Source organism: Achromobacter sp. PD1 (genome assembly GCF_048541815.1).
Classification (GTDB): domain Bacteria; phylum Pseudomonadota; class Gammaproteobacteria; order Burkholderiales; family Burkholderiaceae_B; genus Achromobacter; species Achromobacter bronchisepticus_A.
In genome coordinates this window covers 414,862-429,626 of sequence record NZ_CP183349.1, presented here as the reverse complement: position 1 = coordinate 429,626, position 14,765 = coordinate 414,862, and the positions used below count along the sequence as shown (strand labels likewise).

The 14,765-nt window shown below is 66.1% G+C and carries 14 protein-coding genes; 6 read left to right on the top strand and 8 right to left on the bottom strand.

Translation table 11 applies throughout. The annotated features are described in order from the left end of the window. Positions 1 to 81: 81 nt before the first annotated feature. A complete protein-coding gene (locus ACM1PE_RS01960) occupies positions 82 to 1,062 on the bottom strand; it encodes a Bug family tripartite tricarboxylate transporter substrate binding protein (RefSeq protein ID WP_059373820.1) in 981 nt (326 codons plus the stop codon). A gap of 144 nt (positions 1,063 to 1,206) precedes the next feature. Then, entirely contained in the window at positions 1,207 to 2,334 is a 1,128-nt protein-coding gene (locus tag ACM1PE_RS01955; RefSeq protein WP_054450128.1) for a mandelate racemase/muconate lactonizing enzyme family protein, read from the bottom strand. Positions 2,335 to 2,492: 158 nt separating this feature from the next. Here ACM1PE_RS01955 and ACM1PE_RS01950 point away from each other — a divergent pair, with 158 nt between their 5' ends. Beyond that, positions 2,493 to 3,371, top strand: coding sequence for a LysR family transcriptional regulator (locus tag ACM1PE_RS01950; protein WP_059373819.1), 879 nt, complete (start codon positions 2,493 to 2,495; stop codon positions 3,369 to 3,371). 10 nt (positions 3,372 to 3,381) lie between these two features. On the opposite strand, the gene ACM1PE_RS01945 is transcribed toward ACM1PE_RS01950, so the two are convergent. Together ACM1PE_RS01945 and ACM1PE_RS01940 are read right to left on the bottom strand one after the other, a co-directional pair. Next, on the bottom strand, positions 3,382 to 4,578 hold the full coding sequence (locus ACM1PE_RS01945; RefSeq protein WP_419342464.1) for an amidohydrolase family protein: 1,197 nt from the start codon (positions 4,576 to 4,578) through the stop codon (positions 3,382 to 3,384). Positions 4,579 to 4,645: 67 nt separating this feature from the next. Further along, positions 4,646 to 4,843: a hypothetical protein gene (locus ACM1PE_RS01940; RefSeq protein ID WP_013391913.1), complete on the bottom strand. Its 198-nt coding sequence runs from the start codon at positions 4,841 to 4,843 to the stop codon at positions 4,646 to 4,648. Between the two features lie 191 nt (positions 4,844 to 5,034). Here ACM1PE_RS01940 and ACM1PE_RS01935 point away from each other — a divergent pair, with 191 nt between their 5' ends. Both ACM1PE_RS01935 and ACM1PE_RS01930 read left to right on the top strand, forming a co-directional pair. Next, on the top strand, positions 5,035 to 5,547 hold the full coding sequence (locus ACM1PE_RS01935; RefSeq protein WP_059373817.1) for a hypothetical protein: 513 nt from the start codon (positions 5,035 to 5,037) through the stop codon (positions 5,545 to 5,547). Between the two features lie 306 nt (positions 5,548 to 5,853). Next, the gene (locus ACM1PE_RS01930) at positions 5,854 to 6,192 is read left to right on the top strand and encodes a virulence factor (RefSeq protein ID WP_059373816.1); all 339 of its coding nucleotides are present in this window, start codon (positions 5,854 to 5,856) and stop codon (positions 6,190 to 6,192) included. A gap of 256 nt (positions 6,193 to 6,448) precedes the next feature. Here the strand turns inward: ACM1PE_RS01930 and ACM1PE_RS01925 are convergent, their stop codons facing one another. From ACM1PE_RS01925 to ACM1PE_RS01910, 4 genes are all read right to left on the bottom strand, one after another. Continuing rightward, positions 6,449 to 6,697: a hypothetical protein gene (locus ACM1PE_RS01925; RefSeq protein ID WP_082400638.1), complete on the bottom strand. Its 249-nt coding sequence runs from the start codon at positions 6,695 to 6,697 to the stop codon at positions 6,449 to 6,451. Positions 6,698 to 6,929: 232 nt separating this feature from the next. Continuing rightward, complete coding sequence (gene serS / locus ACM1PE_RS01920) at positions 6,930 to 8,288, bottom strand: serine--tRNA ligase (protein ID WP_419342463.1); 1,359 nt, start codon at positions 8,286 to 8,288, stop codon at positions 6,930 to 6,932. Between the two features lie 42 nt (positions 8,289 to 8,330). Further along, positions 8,331 to 9,671: a replication-associated recombination protein A gene (locus ACM1PE_RS01915; RefSeq protein WP_054450116.1), complete on the bottom strand. Its 1,341-nt coding sequence runs from the start codon at positions 9,669 to 9,671 to the stop codon at positions 8,331 to 8,333. A gap of 79 nt (positions 9,672 to 9,750) precedes the next feature. Further along, positions 9,751 to 10,542, bottom strand: a complete 792-nt coding sequence (locus ACM1PE_RS01910; protein WP_082400636.1) for a deaminated glutathione amidase — start codon at positions 10,540 to 10,542, stop codon at positions 9,751 to 9,753. Positions 10,543 to 10,694: 152 nt separating this feature from the next. Here ACM1PE_RS01910 and ACM1PE_RS01905 point away from each other — a divergent pair, with 152 nt between their 5' ends. From ACM1PE_RS01905 to ACM1PE_RS01895, 3 genes are all read left to right on the top strand, one after another. After that, positions 10,695 to 11,966, top strand: a complete 1,272-nt coding sequence (locus tag ACM1PE_RS01905) for an amino acid deaminase (RefSeq protein ID WP_251877662.1) — start codon at positions 10,695 to 10,697, stop codon at positions 11,964 to 11,966. A 118-nt stretch (positions 11,967 to 12,084) separates the two neighbouring features. Continuing rightward, on the top strand, positions 12,085 to 13,641 hold the full coding sequence (locus tag ACM1PE_RS01900) for an ABC transporter substrate-binding protein (RefSeq protein WP_059373813.1): 1,557 nt from the start codon (positions 12,085 to 12,087) through the stop codon (positions 13,639 to 13,641). A 140-nt stretch (positions 13,642 to 13,781) separates the two neighbouring features. Further along, on the top strand, positions 13,782 to 14,723 hold the full coding sequence (locus tag ACM1PE_RS01895) for an ABC transporter permease (protein ID WP_059373812.1): 942 nt from the start codon (positions 13,782 to 13,784) through the stop codon (positions 14,721 to 14,723). Positions 14,724 to 14,765 lie beyond the last annotated feature (42 nt).

The following is a 14,765-nucleotide window of genomic DNA, read 5'->3' as shown; positions in this document are numbered from 1 at the left end:
ATCGCCGGCTGGCGAGGTTATATCTTTTTACACTTTTTGGGGGGCCAATGTCTCCATCAATTTCCGCTCACTGGCGCCGCCTCAGCCCTCCGCCACGATCTTCGCGTCGCGTATGGTCTGGGCGTACTTCTGCTGCTCCTGCTTCATGAAGTCGGCAAAGCGCTGGACGCTGCCGCCGCCGTCCTCCGCCCCCACCTGCGCCAGCTTTTCCTGCACGTCCGGCATCGCCAACACCCGGTCGATGTCCTGGTTCATGCGTTGGACCATGGCGGCGGGCATCTTGCCCGGACCGACCATGCCGAACCAGATGCTGGCCTCGAATCCGGGATAGCCCTGTTCGGCCACGGTCGGCACGTTGGGGTGGCTCTTGGAGCGCTGCTGCAAGGTCTGCGCCAGCGCGATCACCTTGCCGGACTGCACCAGCGGCGTGGCGGTGGTCATGCCTTCGAAGCAGTACTGCACGTGGCCGCCCAGCAGGTCATTCATCAAGGGAGCCGAGCCCTTGTAGGGCACGTGCAGCACGTCGATCCCCGCGCGGGCCTTGAAGATCTCTAGCGCCAGATGCTGCGCCGAACCGCTGCCGGCCGAACCGAACACGATCTTGCCCGGCTGCGCCTTGCACAGCGCAACCAGCTCGGGCAGCGTCTTGGCGGGTTGCGAGGCGCCGCCAAGCAAGATGGTGGGCGTCTTGCCGACCAGGGCGATCGGCGTGAAATCGCGCTCCACCGAATAGGCCAGCTTGGGCTGCAGGCCCGGCGCGATCCCATGGCTGTTGACGTGCGCCATCAACAGCGTATTGCCGTCGTTGGGCTGGCGCGCCACCTGTTCGGCGGCGATGATGCCGGCCGCGCCCGCGCGGTTTTCGACGATGACGGGAATATTCCACATCACGCCCAGCTTCTGCCCCAGCAGGCGCGCCAGCACGTCGGTGCCGCCGCCGGCGGGAAAGCCCACCACGATCTTCACCGGCCCCTGCGGCAGGTCTTGCGCCCGCGCCGTCGCCGGCAGGACCAGCGCGGCCCCCAGCGCCGCGGCGCCGGTCATGAATTGCCTACGTTGCATTGCTGTCTCCTCGCGCGCCGGTCCGATGGCCGGCGACTGGTTCTTGGAATACTGTCACTGCTCACCGCTGCCGGCCGTCTGGCGCGGCCTGGCTGCGATGTTCCTGCGCTGCGGCGCGCGGCCGGCAGGCCGCGCCCCCTACCCTCAGCCAGCGACCCGGCTCCACTTGCCGTAGCGCTCGACCATGCGCTCGTCGAAACCGAAACCCAGGCCGGGCTCCTGATGCAGCACCACGCGTCCCTGCTTGTGCGTCAACTGGCGGTCGACCAGCCTGCGGAAGTTCAGGACCTGATCGTCCCAGAAGAATTCGACGTAGCGCGCATTCGGCGTCGCGGCGACCAGCGGCGCATGCACGTCATGGAACCAGTGCGGGCAAACCACGACGCCGTAGCTGGCGGCGGTGGCGGCGATGCGCTTCCATTCGGTGATGCCGCCGCAGACGGCGGCATCGGTCTGCAGGATGCCTGCGGCGCCCTTGTCCAGCAACTCCTTGTGATACCAGCGGCCATAGCCGATCTCGGCGGTGGCGATGGGCAGGCGCGTCAGGCGCGCCAGCTTGGCGTGGCTGTCGATGTCGTCGGGGCCGAAGGGTTCTTCGATGAAGTACGGATCGTACTGTTCGAAGCGGCGGATGTACTGCATGGCCTGCGTCACGTCCTGCCAGGCGTTGTTGCAGTCCATCATCAACTCGACGTCCGGGCCGATGGCCTCGCGCGCCGCCTTCAGGCGCGCCTCTTCCTCGGCCGGGGACAGGCGGCCCGTCTTCATCTTGACGGCGCGAAAGCCCTTATCCACATAGCTCGCCATTTCTTCGCCCAGGTGCTGGGGCGTCTTGCCGTCGAGGTAGTAGCCGCCGCTGGCATAGGCCGGCACGGTTTCGAGTTCGACCGCGCCCAGATACTTGTGCAGCGGCAGGCCGACGGTCTTGGCGTTCAGGTCCCACAGCGCGATATCCAGGGCGCTCAATGCGCGCATCACCGTGCCTTGCCGGCCTTGCAGCAGGGCTTCCTGGTACATCGCCTGCCACAGGCCTTCGACGGCGAGCGAATCCTTGCCCAGCAGCACCGGACCCAGCAGGTTCTGCACCGCGGCCTCAAAGATGGCGCCGCCGGCGCTGCCCACGTAGCAGAAGCCGATGCCTTCCACGCCGTCGGAGGAACGGACCTTCACCAGGCCGTAGTGCCGCGTCGACACGGTGCGATTCGAAAACGAGGTGACCTTGTCCAGGGGCACCGCGGCGGCGCACACGTCTATGGATTCAATGATGGGCACAACTGGCTCCTTGGTAATCGGGATGGTCGGGCGGGGCCGGCGCGGCATGCGGGGCCTCAACGCTCTGACCGTATTCTTGCCGTGGCCAAAGAAAACAACAATTATCTTCATCCATCTTTAGAATATGGAAAAAACATCTTTTCAGGAGGGTCCGGCCCGTGGATTCGCGCTTTCTGCAAACCTATGTGCACGTGGTGGAACTGGGCTCCATCGCCCAGGCCGCGCGCCACCAGGGGCTGACGCCCGCCACGGTGCAGCAGCGCCTGCGCGCGCTGGAAGCGGACATGGGCAGCGCCTTGATCGCGCGCTCCGGCCGCACGGTGAAGCCCACGCAGGCCGGCGTGCGGATCCTGGAGCGTGCCCGCGCCGTCCTGCGCGACGTGCGCGACCTGCGTTCGGCCGCGTCCGACACCGAACTGCCGGCCGGTCCGCTGCGCCTGGGCGCCACGCCCACCGCGCTGACCGGCATCATGCCGCCCGTGCTGCGCGCCTGGACTGCGCGCCATCCCCATATTGAAATCTACATAGAACCGGCGCCCACCACCCTGCTCTACGGCAAGGTGCTGTCCGGCGAACTGGACGGCGCGCTGCTGGTGCATCCCTTGTTCGCCATCCCCAAGACCTGCGCCTGGCGCGACCTGCGGCAAGAGCCGCTGGTGCTGGTCACGCCGGCCGACATGAAGGTGCGCGACCCGCTGGAAGTCATCGCGCGCGAACCCTACATCTGCTATGACCGCAGCGTGGTGGGCGGCAAGATGGCCGACGACTACCTGCGCGCGCGCAGCCTGCGGCCGCACGTACGCTTCGAGCTGGATGGAATCGATTCCATTGCCAAGCTGGTGTCGGAAGGATTGGGCGTGGCGCTGCTGCCGGATTGGGCGACCATCGGAGAACCGTCAGCCCGCGTCAGGCGCTGGCCTCTGCCGCCGCCCTGCCCGGTGCGTACCGTGGGCGCGATCTGGCTGCGCTCCGGCGTGCGTTCGGCGCTGATGCAGGCCTTCGTGGAAATGGCCGAGACTCAGCTCGGCCTGGACTGAGCCCGGAAGATCAGTCCTGTGCGTTTGCGTCGCGGCCGTCGCGGGCCACGACCACGCCGCCCGACACCACCAGGCGGCGCGGCGCGCGCGTCGCCACGGCTTGCGCAATACAGCTGGCGTCGACCAGCACCAGATCCGCGCGCGAACCCGGCGCCAGGCCATAGTCCGCGAAACCACAGGCGCGGGCCGCCGCCGCGGTCACGCAATCGAACGCCCATTCGACCTCGTCGTCGCGCCGCAGGTCGTTGCGCAGGCCGATCAGCATGGCGCGCGCCAGCATGTCGGGGCTGCCGTAGGGAGTCCAGGTATCGCGGATGCCGTCGTTGCCGCCGAAGATCGTCACCCCCACCTCGCGGCAGGCGCGCACGGCCGGCACGGGCCGCGACGGCGGCGCCGTCGTCAGCAAGGCCACATCCAGCGCAGCCAGCCGCCGCAGCAGGCCGTCCAGCCGCTTGGCGTCCACGCCGCCCAGACAGAAGGCGTGGCTGATGACGACCTTGCCCTGCATGCCCAGCGCCTGGACGCGGTCCAGGATCAGGTCCAGGGTAAAGGCGCCCAATTCGCCCGGCTCGTGCAGATGGATATCGACAGGCTTGTGATGCTTGTCCGCCAGGCCGAACAGCACGTCGAGCGACCTCGCCGGATCGCGGTCTATGGCCGAGGGATCCAACCCGCCCAGCACGTCCGCGCCCTGCGCCAGCGCCTGGCCCAGCAGTTCGGCCGTACCGGGCCGGATCAACAGGCCCGACTGGGGAAAGGCCACGGTCTGGATCTCGACACGTCCGGCCAGCTCCTGGCGCGTGGCATGCACGCCCTCCAGGTGGCGCAGCCCGGCATCGGTATCGATATCCACGTGCGTACGGATGCGGGTCGCGCCTTCGCGCAGGAAGGCCAGCGCCAGGGCGCGCGAATGGCTGGCCGCGTCATGACCGCTGCGGGCGCGCCAGACGCGTTCGTTCTCGATGCGGTCGGTCAGCGCCGGGCCCACTTCGTTCACGTACCAGGGCGAATCCCAGGTGGTCTTGTCCAGGTGCGTATGGCCTTCGACCAGGCCGGGCAGCAGCAAGGCGCCGGCGCCGTCCTCGACAGGCACGCCGGGCGCGGCGGCGAGGCCGAACCCGATGCTCTGGATACGTCCGTCGAGCACCAGCACGTCCACCGCGCCGCCTTGCGGGGCGCGGACATTCTTCAAAAACAGATCGGTCATGGCAGGATTCCAGGCGCCGCGCGTGGCGGCCGGCCTTGCGCAGACCAGGCGGCACGCGCCATCAAGCTCAGGCTTGGGGCGGTTCTATCCAGAAGAAGCGTTCACCCTGGCGGACCATGTCGGCCACGCCTTCGGCGCCGATGCGGTAATCCGTACCCATCAGCGTGGCGCCGCCATCCTCATGGATATGAATAATGGCGAGCGGGTCGTTTGCCATGGTGTACCAGTAGTAACCCGGCTTGAGATCATGCAGGTTCGTAGTCATGTTTCGAGTATACAAACATCCCCGCGCCGTATTCAAAAAGACACATAAATCCAGGTCATGCCTGACATGATGGCGTTGAGGCGGCATACTTCCCGATTCCAGGCCCAAACCGCCCGCACAGTAGGCATGCGTCGACCAGGCTGTCGCCGCATTGGCGCATATGCTTTGATCGTTGGAGGAACCGCGAGCGTATGAAAAGGCAGTCTCTTCAATTCAGCGAGCCGCTTAAACAAGCTGTTTTGGACGGCCGTAAAGTGCAGAGCCGGCGCATCCTCAAGCCGCAACCGACCAAACTGACCACGGTCTGGTATGCGGACGCTGCGGATTCCGGCAGATGGGTAGCCATGGGCCCGTCGCTGGATCATCCATCCGAATTGCGCAAAACCTCCAGCTGGGTCAGGTGTCCATTTGGAAAATCCGGCGACAGCATCGAATTGACCGACGAAGCCGGCAATACCTTCGCCACCGCCGTTATCGTGGGGGTGCGCGTCCAGCGCCTGCAAACGCTGTCCGAAGCCGATGCCCGCGCCGAAGGCACGCAAGCCCTGTACCAAAGCTCCGCCCTGCTGCCGGGCGTGCCGCTGCAAACCGCCTTCGCCTTGACCTGGTGCGAGCGTTACGGCTCGCATGCCTGGGCTGCGAACCCCTGGGTCTGGGTGGTCGAATTCCGCCGCCAACAGGTCGACGGGGAACAGGACGCCTAGCCCCGCCCCCAAAAACTGGTGCGCCCGCGCAACGTCGTTACGCGGAAACAGGGGCGGATGGTGACTGCCTGTAACCTGGCTATCCGGCTTCACCTGATTCCAGACGATTTCAATCCATTTCAATCGCGGCCGCGTCAGAGCGGACCTGCGCTGCTGCGTGGCAGCAAGCCCCATGCCACCTGGACGGGGACGGTTGCGGATTGTCGCGATTGAGGCCGGCCCGCTTACTTCTGCCAGCGCAAAAAGCCCGAAAATAAGCTCAACGAATACTCAACTTTGCTGCGTCACGCGGCAGGCAGGTGCAAGATGAAAAAATGGCTTATCGCTGGTGCTGGTGCCGCTGGTCTGCTGATCTCCAGCGTCGCCCTGGCTCGGGTGGACGTCGGCATCTCGATCGGCATACCGGGGGTCGTGTACCCCGCGCCGGTCTACGTCGCGCCGCAGCCGGTATACGTGCCGCCCCCGCCGCCCGTCTATTACCGCCCCGCGCCGGTGTACGTCGCACCGCCGGTGGTCTATCCGGCGCCGGTGTATTACCGCGGCGGCGGCCGCTACTATGACCGCGGCTACTACTATGGCCGCGGGCGCGGACATGGACACGATTATTACCGCGGCCGGGGCCGCGGACACGACCACGACGATTAAGCTGCGGGCCGCGCGTCAAGCGCAGGCCGGTTGCCCCGGAAACGACAAAGGCCACTCGCAAGAGTGGCCTTTTTTTCTGCGGGCAATGTCCGGTGCCCGGTGAAATACCCCTCAGGCTGCGGGCGCCTGCACGGGTTTGCCAGCCAGCACGGCCGGTTGCTGCGGGGTTTTGCTGGCCTTGCCATCGCTCCACCGCGGCGTTTCCTGAACGAGATCGATCCAACGGCGGGGCTCGCTCGACGACCGCCACCAACCATTATGCGGACGCATGGGCAAACTCCGGTTCACCGTTGAAACGCACGCCGTTGATGCCTTGGAACAGTTGCAGGCTTTCCTGCTCGGCTTCGTGCAGGCTCGAAAACGGCGCCTGTCCGGGTACGGTCCAGCATTTTTCCGGCGCGGTGCCGCCAACACGGCGGGTCCATATCTGCACGCGGTAGCCCTGCTCGTCTTCCTGAGCCACGGAGCATCTCACACGAAAATCTCCAATCATTCTTGAAGTCATGGGCAACTCCTTGTTATTTAAGTGAATGAAGCGTGTAGCACACGGGGCATATTGTGCCGTAACTATCCGGCCCTTTTATTGGAATACACAATTGCTCACATCATAATCAAACACTCGCGCGGTCAGCTTAATGGCGTGAGGCGACAGGAATATGTACAGATAATAAAAAAAAACGGAGCCCGAAGGCTCCGTCTTTTACTCCGTCAAATGACGGATGGACAGCTGAAAAACGTCAGGCTTTCGGCGCCGGATTCAGCACCGTCACGCCGCCCATGTAAGGCTGCAGCGCCTCCGGAATCAGCACGCTGCCGTCGGCTTGCTGGTGGTTTTCCAGCACGGCGACCAGCGCGCGGCCCACAGCCAGACCGGAACCGTTGAGCGTGTGCACGTATTCCGGCTTGCCCTGGGCATTGCGGAAGCGCGCCTGCATGCGGCGGGCCTGGAAGGTTTCGCAGTTCGACACCGAGGAAATCTCGCGCCAGGTGTTCTGCGCCGGCAGCCACACTTCCAGGTCATAGGTCTTGGCCGAACCAAAGCCCATGTCGCCCGTGCACAGCAGCACCACGCGGTACGGCAGGCCCAGCAGCTGCAGCACGCGCTCGGCGTGGCCCACCATGTCTTCCAGCGCCTCGTAGGACTGATCCGGCTGGGTGATCTGCACCATTTCGACCTTGTCGAACTGGTGTTGGCGGATCATGCCGCGGGTATCGCGGCCGCCGCTGCCGGCTTCCGAGCGGAAGCACGGCGTGTGCGCCGTAAGCTTGAGCGGCAGGTCGGCGGCAGCCTGGATGGTGTCGCGCGCCACGCTGGTCAAGGTGATTTCCGAGGTGGAGATCAGGTACTGGTCTTCACGCACGTACGGCTTGCCCTGATCGTCGACCTTGGGATCGTCGTCGCCGCCGCCCTTGGACACGGCGAACATGTCGTCCTTGAACTTCGGCAGCTGGCCCGTGCCGTACAGCGTCGAGGCGTTGACGATGTAGGGGGTGTAGCACTCGGTATAACCGTGCGTGCCCGTTTGCAGGTCCAGCATGAACTGCGACAGCGCGCGGTGCAGGCGGGCGATGGGGCCGCGCATGAACGAGAAGCGGGCGCCGGACAGCTTGGCGGCCATGTCGAAATCCAGGCCCAGCGGTTCGCCGATGGCGACGTGGTCGCGGGCCTCGAAGGCCAGGGCCGGCGGATTGCCGTCGGCACCAGCCGCGCCCGGCAGCCAGCGGCGCACTTCGACGTTGTCGTCGGCGGATTCGCCCAGCGGCACGCTGGCGTGCGGCAGGTTGGGCACCGACATCAGCAGTTCGTTGAGCGGCTGCTGCAAGGCGGCCAGCTCTTCTTCCAGCTGCTTCAGGCGCACAGGCACGGCCTGCGATTCGGCCATGACGGCGCTGGCGTCCTCGCCCTTGGCCTTGAGCTGGCCGATCTGCTTGGCCAGCGCGTTGCGGCGGGCTTGCAGGGACTCGGTTTCGGTCTGGACGGCCTTGCGGCGGGATTCCAGCTCATTGAACCGTTCCGTGTCGAAGGACACGCCACGGCTCTTGAGGCGGTCTACGACGGTTTGCAGGTCTTTGCGCAGCAGTATCGGGTCTAGCATGGTGATATCGGTGAGGTTGCGTGAAGCAACGGGCGGCGCCCGTTACCGTTTCTTGGCGCGTTCCTGCGCGTCCAGCTCGCGCAGGAATGCCAGCTTTTGCTGGATTTTAGCCTCCAGGCCGCGATCGGTCGGCCGATAGAAGGAGGGATTGAGTCCATCGGGGAAATATTGCTCGGCGGCGGCGTAGCCGTGCGGCTCGTCGTGCGCGTAGCGGTAGGCCTTGCCATGGCCCAGCTGCTTCATCAATTTGGTAGGCGCGTTGCGCAGATGGATCGGCACCGGCGCGCTGCCGTGCTCGGCCGCGAACTTGCGCGCCTGGTTGTAGGCGTTGTAGACGGCGTTCGACTTGGCCGCGCAGGCCATGTAGACCACTGCCTGCGCCAGCGCCAGCTCGCCTTCCGGCGAACCCAGGCGTTCATAGATATCGGCGCCGTTCACGGCCAGGTCCGTGGCGCGGGGATCGGCCAGGCCGATGTCCTCCACCGCCATGCGCACCAGGCGGCGCGAGAGGTACTTGGGATCGGCGCCGCCGTCGATCATGCGGCAGAACCAGTACAGCGCGGCGTCGGGGTTGGAGCCGCGCACCGACTTGTGCAGGGCGCTGATCTGGTCGTAGAACGCGTCGCCGCCCTTGTCGAAGCGGCGCAGGTTCTGCGACAGCGAGATCTCCAGCCAGGCCGCGTCCACCGTGTCGCGGCCGGCGGCTTGCGCCGACTCGGCCACTACTTCGACCGCGCTGATCAGGCGGCGCGCGTCGCCGTCGGCCCAGGCCGCCAGTTGTTCACGCGCGTCGGCCTCGACATGGATGCGTTCGCCCTCTTCCAGCCCGTCGTTCAGGGCCTGCACGGCGCGGTCGACCAGTTGCTGCAGCTCCTCGGCGGTAAGCGATTGCAGCACGTACACCCGCGCCCGCGACAACAACGCCGAATTGACCTCGAACGAGGGGTTTTCGGTGGTGGCGCCGATGAAGGTGAACAGCCCGCTTTCCACATAGGGCAGGAAGGCATCCTGCTGCGCCTTGTTGAAGCGGTGCACCTCGTCGACGAAGAGGATGGTGCGGCGTCCCTGGCCCTGCGCCACCTGCGCCACCGTGACGGCATCGCGGATGTCCTTGACCCCGCCCAGCACCGCCGAGATGGCGATGAACTGCGCGTCGAAGCCGTCCGCCATCAGGCGCGCCAGCGTGGTCTTGCCCACGCCTGGCGGCCCCCAGAAGATCATGGAGTGCGGCCGGCCCGAGTCGAAGGCGACGCGCAGGGGCTTGTCCGGCCCCAGCAGATGCGACTGCCCGACCACGTCGGACAGCGTCCGCGGGCGCAGCCGCTCGGCCAGGGGCACATAGGGCCGATGCGCAGGATCGGCCGCGAAGAGATCGTTGCTCATTGGCAGAAGATGAGGGGAGACAGCAAGTAATTCAAGCCAGCATTACACCATGGCGCGGGCCTGCCTCCCCCACACGGCCCTAGGCCAGTCCCGGCGGCGCGAAGCGCCGGTTCGCCAGCACCGGCAATACCTTGCGGGCATGCGCCAGGCGTTCGGGGTCGATATCGGCGAACACCAGCGCCGGGGCTTCGCCCGCCCGCGCCGTCACCACGCCCAGCGGATCCACCACCATGCTGCAGCCGATGTTGCGTTCGCCGCATTCGCCCGTGGCCGCCACATAGCAGGTGTTCTCCAGCGCGCGCGCCGTGACCAGCACTTCCCAGTGCATTTCCTTCAACGGACCGCGCACCCAGGCGGCCGGCAGCACCAGCAGGTCCGCGCCGTCCAGCGCCAGGCGCCGCGCCAGTTCGGGGAAGCGCACGTCGTAACAGGTCATGAGGCCCACGCGCAGGCCGCCGATGTCCAGCAGCGGCGGGATGTCGACGCCGGGCGTGACGTTGGTGGATTCCTTCATGTTGAAGGCGTCGTACAGGTGCAGCTTGCGGTATTGCGACAGGATCTTGCCATCTTGCAGCGTCACCAGGGTGTTCCAGACCCGCCCTTCCCCGGTCGGCACGTGCACGCACATCATGGTCGCCAGTTGCGAACCGCGGCTGGCTTCCAGCAGGCGGCTCATGAAGGGGCCGTCCAGCGGCTGGGCGGCCTTCAGGACGATCTGCGGATCGGTGATGTCGCGGGCCAGAATGCCTTCGGGCAAGACCAGCAGGCCGGCGCCGCCGGCGCGGGCGCGTTCCATCAGGTCGATGCAGACCTGGGCGTTTTCTTCCCAGACGCGGCTGACGGCGAACTGGCCCAAAGCAACTTTCAGCATGACGCTTCCTTGTGTCGGAGGTTTTTCCTATTGTCGCGCCAACCGCCGGCCAGCGCCGACTACGGGAAACTCCTAACTCCCGCTTGTAAATTCTTTTCAGGATAATGAAAAAAATCAGGTTTGACGTAAATATTTTCCATAGCAGGCGCCCCATGACGAACTCCTCCTTCCCCGCAGCCCCCCTGGACATGAACGGCAAAGGCCTGGGCGCCTTTCCGGAATCCTGTACCACCGCCGGCGTGGCGGCGCTGAACTGGAACCTGCTCAATGAGGACGTCAGCCTGCCGGTGGCGGTGCTGTACGAAGCCCGCGTGCGCCACAACTTGCAATGGATGCAGCGCTTCATGGAAGCGTACAAGGTCAAGCTGGCGCCCCACGGCAAGACCACCATGAGCCCGGCGCTGTTCCAACGCCAGATCGCGGGCGGCGCCTGGGGCATCACGCTGGCGACCGCGCCGCAGGTCCGGGCCGCCTATCAGCATGGCGTACGCCGGATACTGATGGCCAACCAGTTGGTGGGCCGCGCCAACATGGCCATCATCGCGCGCCTGCTGCGCGACCCGGCCTTCACCTTTTTCTGCATCGTGGACTCCCCCGCCAACGCGGCGCAGCTGGGCGCCTACTTCGGCGAACAGGGCCTGACCCTGCCGGTGCTGATCGAACTGGGTCCCCAGGGCGGCCGCACCGGCGTGCGCGACGACGCCCAGTTGCAGGCGCTGGTCGACGAAATCGGCAAATGGCCCGGCCTGGCCCTGGCCGGCATCGAAGTCTACGAAGGCGTGCTGCAGGAAGAAAGCGCCATCCGCGCCTTCCTGCGCCGCGCCGCCGACGCCCTGCGCGGCCTGGCCGCCGCCGGCCGCCTGCGCAAGAACGGCCCGGCGCTGATCTCCGGCGCCGGCTCCGCCTGGTTCGATGTGGTGGCCGAGGAATTCTCGCAACTGGACATCGGCGCGCCGCTGGAAATCGTGCTGCGCCCCGGCTGCTACCTGTCGCACGACGTCGGCATCTACCGCTCGGCCGCCGAGCGCATCAACGCCCACAATCCGGTCGCGCAAAAGATGGAACCCGGCCTGCAGCCGGCCTTGCAGGTCTGGGCCTACGTGCAGTCGCTGCCCGAACCGGGCCGCGCCATCGTCGCCATGGGCAAGCGCGACGCCGCCTTCGACGCCGGCCTGCCCACGCCCGCCGCGCTGTACCGCCCCGGCCGCGACGCCGCGCCGGGCCAGGCTCCTGCCCACTGGAAGCTGAGCGCGATGATGGACCAGCACGCCTTCATGCAGATCGGCGAAGGCGACGACATCCAGGTCGGCGACATGATCGCCTTCGATATTTCCCACCCCTGCCTGACCTTCGACAAGTGGCGCCAGGTGCTGCTGGTGGACGAGCAATACCGCGTCACCGACGTGGCCGAAACCTTCTTCTGAACGGCCCTGTCCGCCGCACCGCGCCGGTACCCGGCGGGCAGGAGGAATCGCGGGATTCCGGCGCAAACCTCTAATTACTACAAGCAAAACCCGTTTTTGACCCTCTGGAGAGAGAATCATGAACTTCCGTACCTCCCGGCGAGGCGGTGGGCTCAATAGCCTGCTGCTGGCCGGCGCAATTGGCTTGACCGCATTGTCGACCCCCGCCCTCTGTGCCACGCCGATCAAGGGAGGCACGATCTCGGTTGCCACCATAGGCGAGCCGCCCACGCTGGATCCGATGACCAGCACGGCCGACCTGGTGGGCATCCTGACCCAGCACTTCTTCGAAACGCTGTACACCTTCGACGGCAAGTGGAACCTGACCCCGCTGTTGGCCGACAAGCTGCCGGAAGTCTCGGCCGACGGGCTGACCTACACGATCCCGCTGCGCCAGGGCATCACCTTCCACGACGGCTCCAAGATGGACTCGTCGGACGTGCTGGCCTCGCTCAAGCGCTGGACCGAGACCGCCACGCGCGGCAAGATGGCCGCCAAGATCATCACCGGCATCGAAGCGCCGGACGCCAACACCATCCGCATCACGCTCAAGCAGCCCTATGCGCCCCTGACCGCGCTGCTGGCCATGAACAACAGCGCCGCCGTCATCATGCCCAAGGGCAAGATCGCGCCGGCCCTGACCGAATTCGTCGGCACCGGCCCCTACCAGCTGAAGGCGCGCGTGCCTGACCAGTACATCCAGCTGGTCCGCTTCGAAGGCTACAAGCAGCGCGAAGGCGAGCCCGACGGCTTCGGCGGCGCTCGCAAGCAGTACCTGGACGAGATCCGCTTCGTGCCGGTCAGCAACGCCAACACCCGCGTCGAAAGCGCGGTGGCCGGCCAGTTCGACTACGTCGACTCGCTGCCGGTGGAATCGCTGCCCAAGCTCAAGAACGGCCGCTCCGACCCCGTCATGCTCAAGCCCTTCGGCTGGCCGCGCCTGGTGCTCAACACCAAGCAGGGCATCATGTCGAACCTGGCCGTCCGCCAGGCCGTGCAGCTGGCGCTGAACGAAGAAGACATGCTGTACGCCGCCTTCGGCGACAAGAACTTCTACAAGCTCAACGGCGACCTGTATCCCGAGGGCTATCCCTGGGCCACGTCCCTGGGCGGCAAGGTCTACAACAAGGGCGACGCCGCCGGCGCCAAGAAGCTGGTGGATGGCGCCAACGTGCAGGACCGCAAGATCCGCATCCTGACCAGCCAGCAGTACGAGTTCCACTACAAGATGGCCCTGGTGGCCGCCGAATACCTGAAGGCCGCGGGCTTCACCGTGGACATGCAGGTGGTGGACTGGGCCACGCTGACGCAGCGCCGCCAGGATCCGGCGCTGTGGGACATCTTCATTACGCACAGCCCCTTCCTGCCGGAACCTGCCCTGATCGACTTCCCGTCCAAGGACGCGCCGGGCTGGTGGGACACCCCGCGCCGCAACCAGGCGCTGGACGCCTTCAACCAGGCTGGCAACCAGGAAGAACGCATCAAGCGCTGGGCTGACGTGCAGCAGGCCGTGTACGACGAAGTGCCCTTCATCAAGGTCGGCGACTTCAACGCCCAGGCCGCCCGCTCGCCGTCGCTGCAAGGCACCAAGGCCGTGCCGTGGCCCTACTTCTGGAACGCCTGGAAGTCCAAGTAATGGCGTAGCGCGGCAGCACAAAGGCGCCACACAAGACCTCCTGCCGCGCTCCACGCATCAACGCATGACCCGCAGAGCGCGCCCTTCCAACAAGCGCGCCGCCTCTCCCCACGATACGACGCTTTTTTAGGACATCCATCGTGTTGCGTTATCTCTTAAACCGGCTGGTCGGGCTGGTGGCCGTGATGTTCATCGTCGCGACCATCGTCTTCGTGATCATCCGCGTCACGCCGGGCGACCCCGCCGCCGTGATGCTGGGTCCGCAGGCCAGCCAGCAGGACATCGCCGCCCTGCGCACCCAGCTCGGGCTGGATCAGCCGATGGCCGTGCAGTACGTGTCGTGGCTGGGCAAGCTGGCCCAGGGCGACCTCGGCCAATCCATCTTCATGAACAAGCCGGTGCTGTCGGCCTTGGCCGACCGCGCCGAACCCACCATCCTGCTGACGCTCATGTCGCTGCTGATCGCCAGCGCCATCGCGCTGCCGGTGGGGATCCTGTCCGCGGTCAAGCGCGGCACCACGCTGGACCAGTCGGTGCTGTCGTTCTCGATGTTCACCTCCAGCGTACCCAGCTTCTGGCTGGGGTTGCTGCTGATGCAGGTGTTCTCGGTCAAGCTGGGATGGCTGCCCGTGGCCGGCTATGGCGGCCCGGACGCCTCCCTCATGACCCGCCTGTCGCACCTGATCCTGCCCGCCGTGGTGCTGGGCCTGGTGAACTCGGCGCTGATCACGCGCTTCATCCGCGCCAGCATGCTGGACGTGCTGCGCGACGACTATGTGCGCACCGCGCGCGCCAAGGGCCTGCCGGAAAGCAAGGTGATCCTGAAGCACGCCGTGCGCAATGCGCTGATCCCGATCCTGACGGTGCTGGGCCTGACCACCGCGCTGCTGATCAGCGGCGCGGTCGTGACCGAAACCGTGTTCGGCCTGCCCGGCGTGGGCAGCCTGGTGGTGTCGGCCGTGCTGCGCCGCGACTATCCCGTCATCCAGGGCGCGCTGCTGATCATCGCGGCCATCTATGTCCTGATCAATCTCATCATCGATCTGCTGTACCTGCTGGTCGACCCACGGGTTCGTTATTGATGATTAAGCCCACCCCCGAAGCGCCTGTGGCGCTTCCCCCTC

Coding starts and splice junctions, on each gene's coding strand:
- ACM1PE_RS01960 (WP_059373820.1), bottom strand. CDS start 1,062: ATGCAACGTAGGCAATTCATGACCGGCGCCGCGGCGCTGGGGGCCGCG.
- ACM1PE_RS01945 (WP_419342464.1), bottom strand. CDS start 4,578: ATGACCGATCTGTTTTTGAAGAATGTCCGCGCCCCGCAAGGCGGCGCG.
- ACM1PE_RS01940 (WP_013391913.1), bottom strand. CDS start 4,843: ATGACTACGAACCTGCATGATCTCAAGCCGGGTTACTACTGGTACACC.
- ACM1PE_RS01935 (WP_059373817.1), top strand. CDS start 5,035: ATGAAAAGGCAGTCTCTTCAATTCAGCGAGCCGCTTAAACAAGCTGTT.
- ACM1PE_RS01930 (WP_059373816.1), top strand. CDS start 5,854: ATGAAAAAATGGCTTATCGCTGGTGCTGGTGCCGCTGGTCTGCTGATC.
- ACM1PE_RS01925 (WP_082400638.1), bottom strand. CDS start 6,697: ATGACTTCAAGAATGATTGGAGATTTTCGTGTGAGATGCTCCGTGGCT.
- serS (WP_419342463.1), bottom strand. CDS start 8,288: ATGCTAGACCCGATACTGCTGCGCAAAGACCTGCAAACCGTCGTAGAC.
- ACM1PE_RS01915 (WP_054450116.1), bottom strand. CDS start 9,671: ATGAGCAACGATCTCTTCGCGGCCGATCCTGCGCATCGGCCCTATGTG.
- ACM1PE_RS01910 (WP_082400636.1), bottom strand. CDS start 10,542: ATGCTGAAAGTTGCTTTGGGCCAGTTCGCCGTCAGCCGCGTCTGGGAA.
- ACM1PE_RS01905 (WP_251877662.1), top strand. CDS start 10,695: ATGACGAACTCCTCCTTCCCCGCAGCCCCCCTGGACATGAACGGCAAA.
- ACM1PE_RS01900 (WP_059373813.1), top strand. CDS start 12,085: ATGAACTTCCGTACCTCCCGGCGAGGCGGTGGGCTCAATAGCCTGCTG.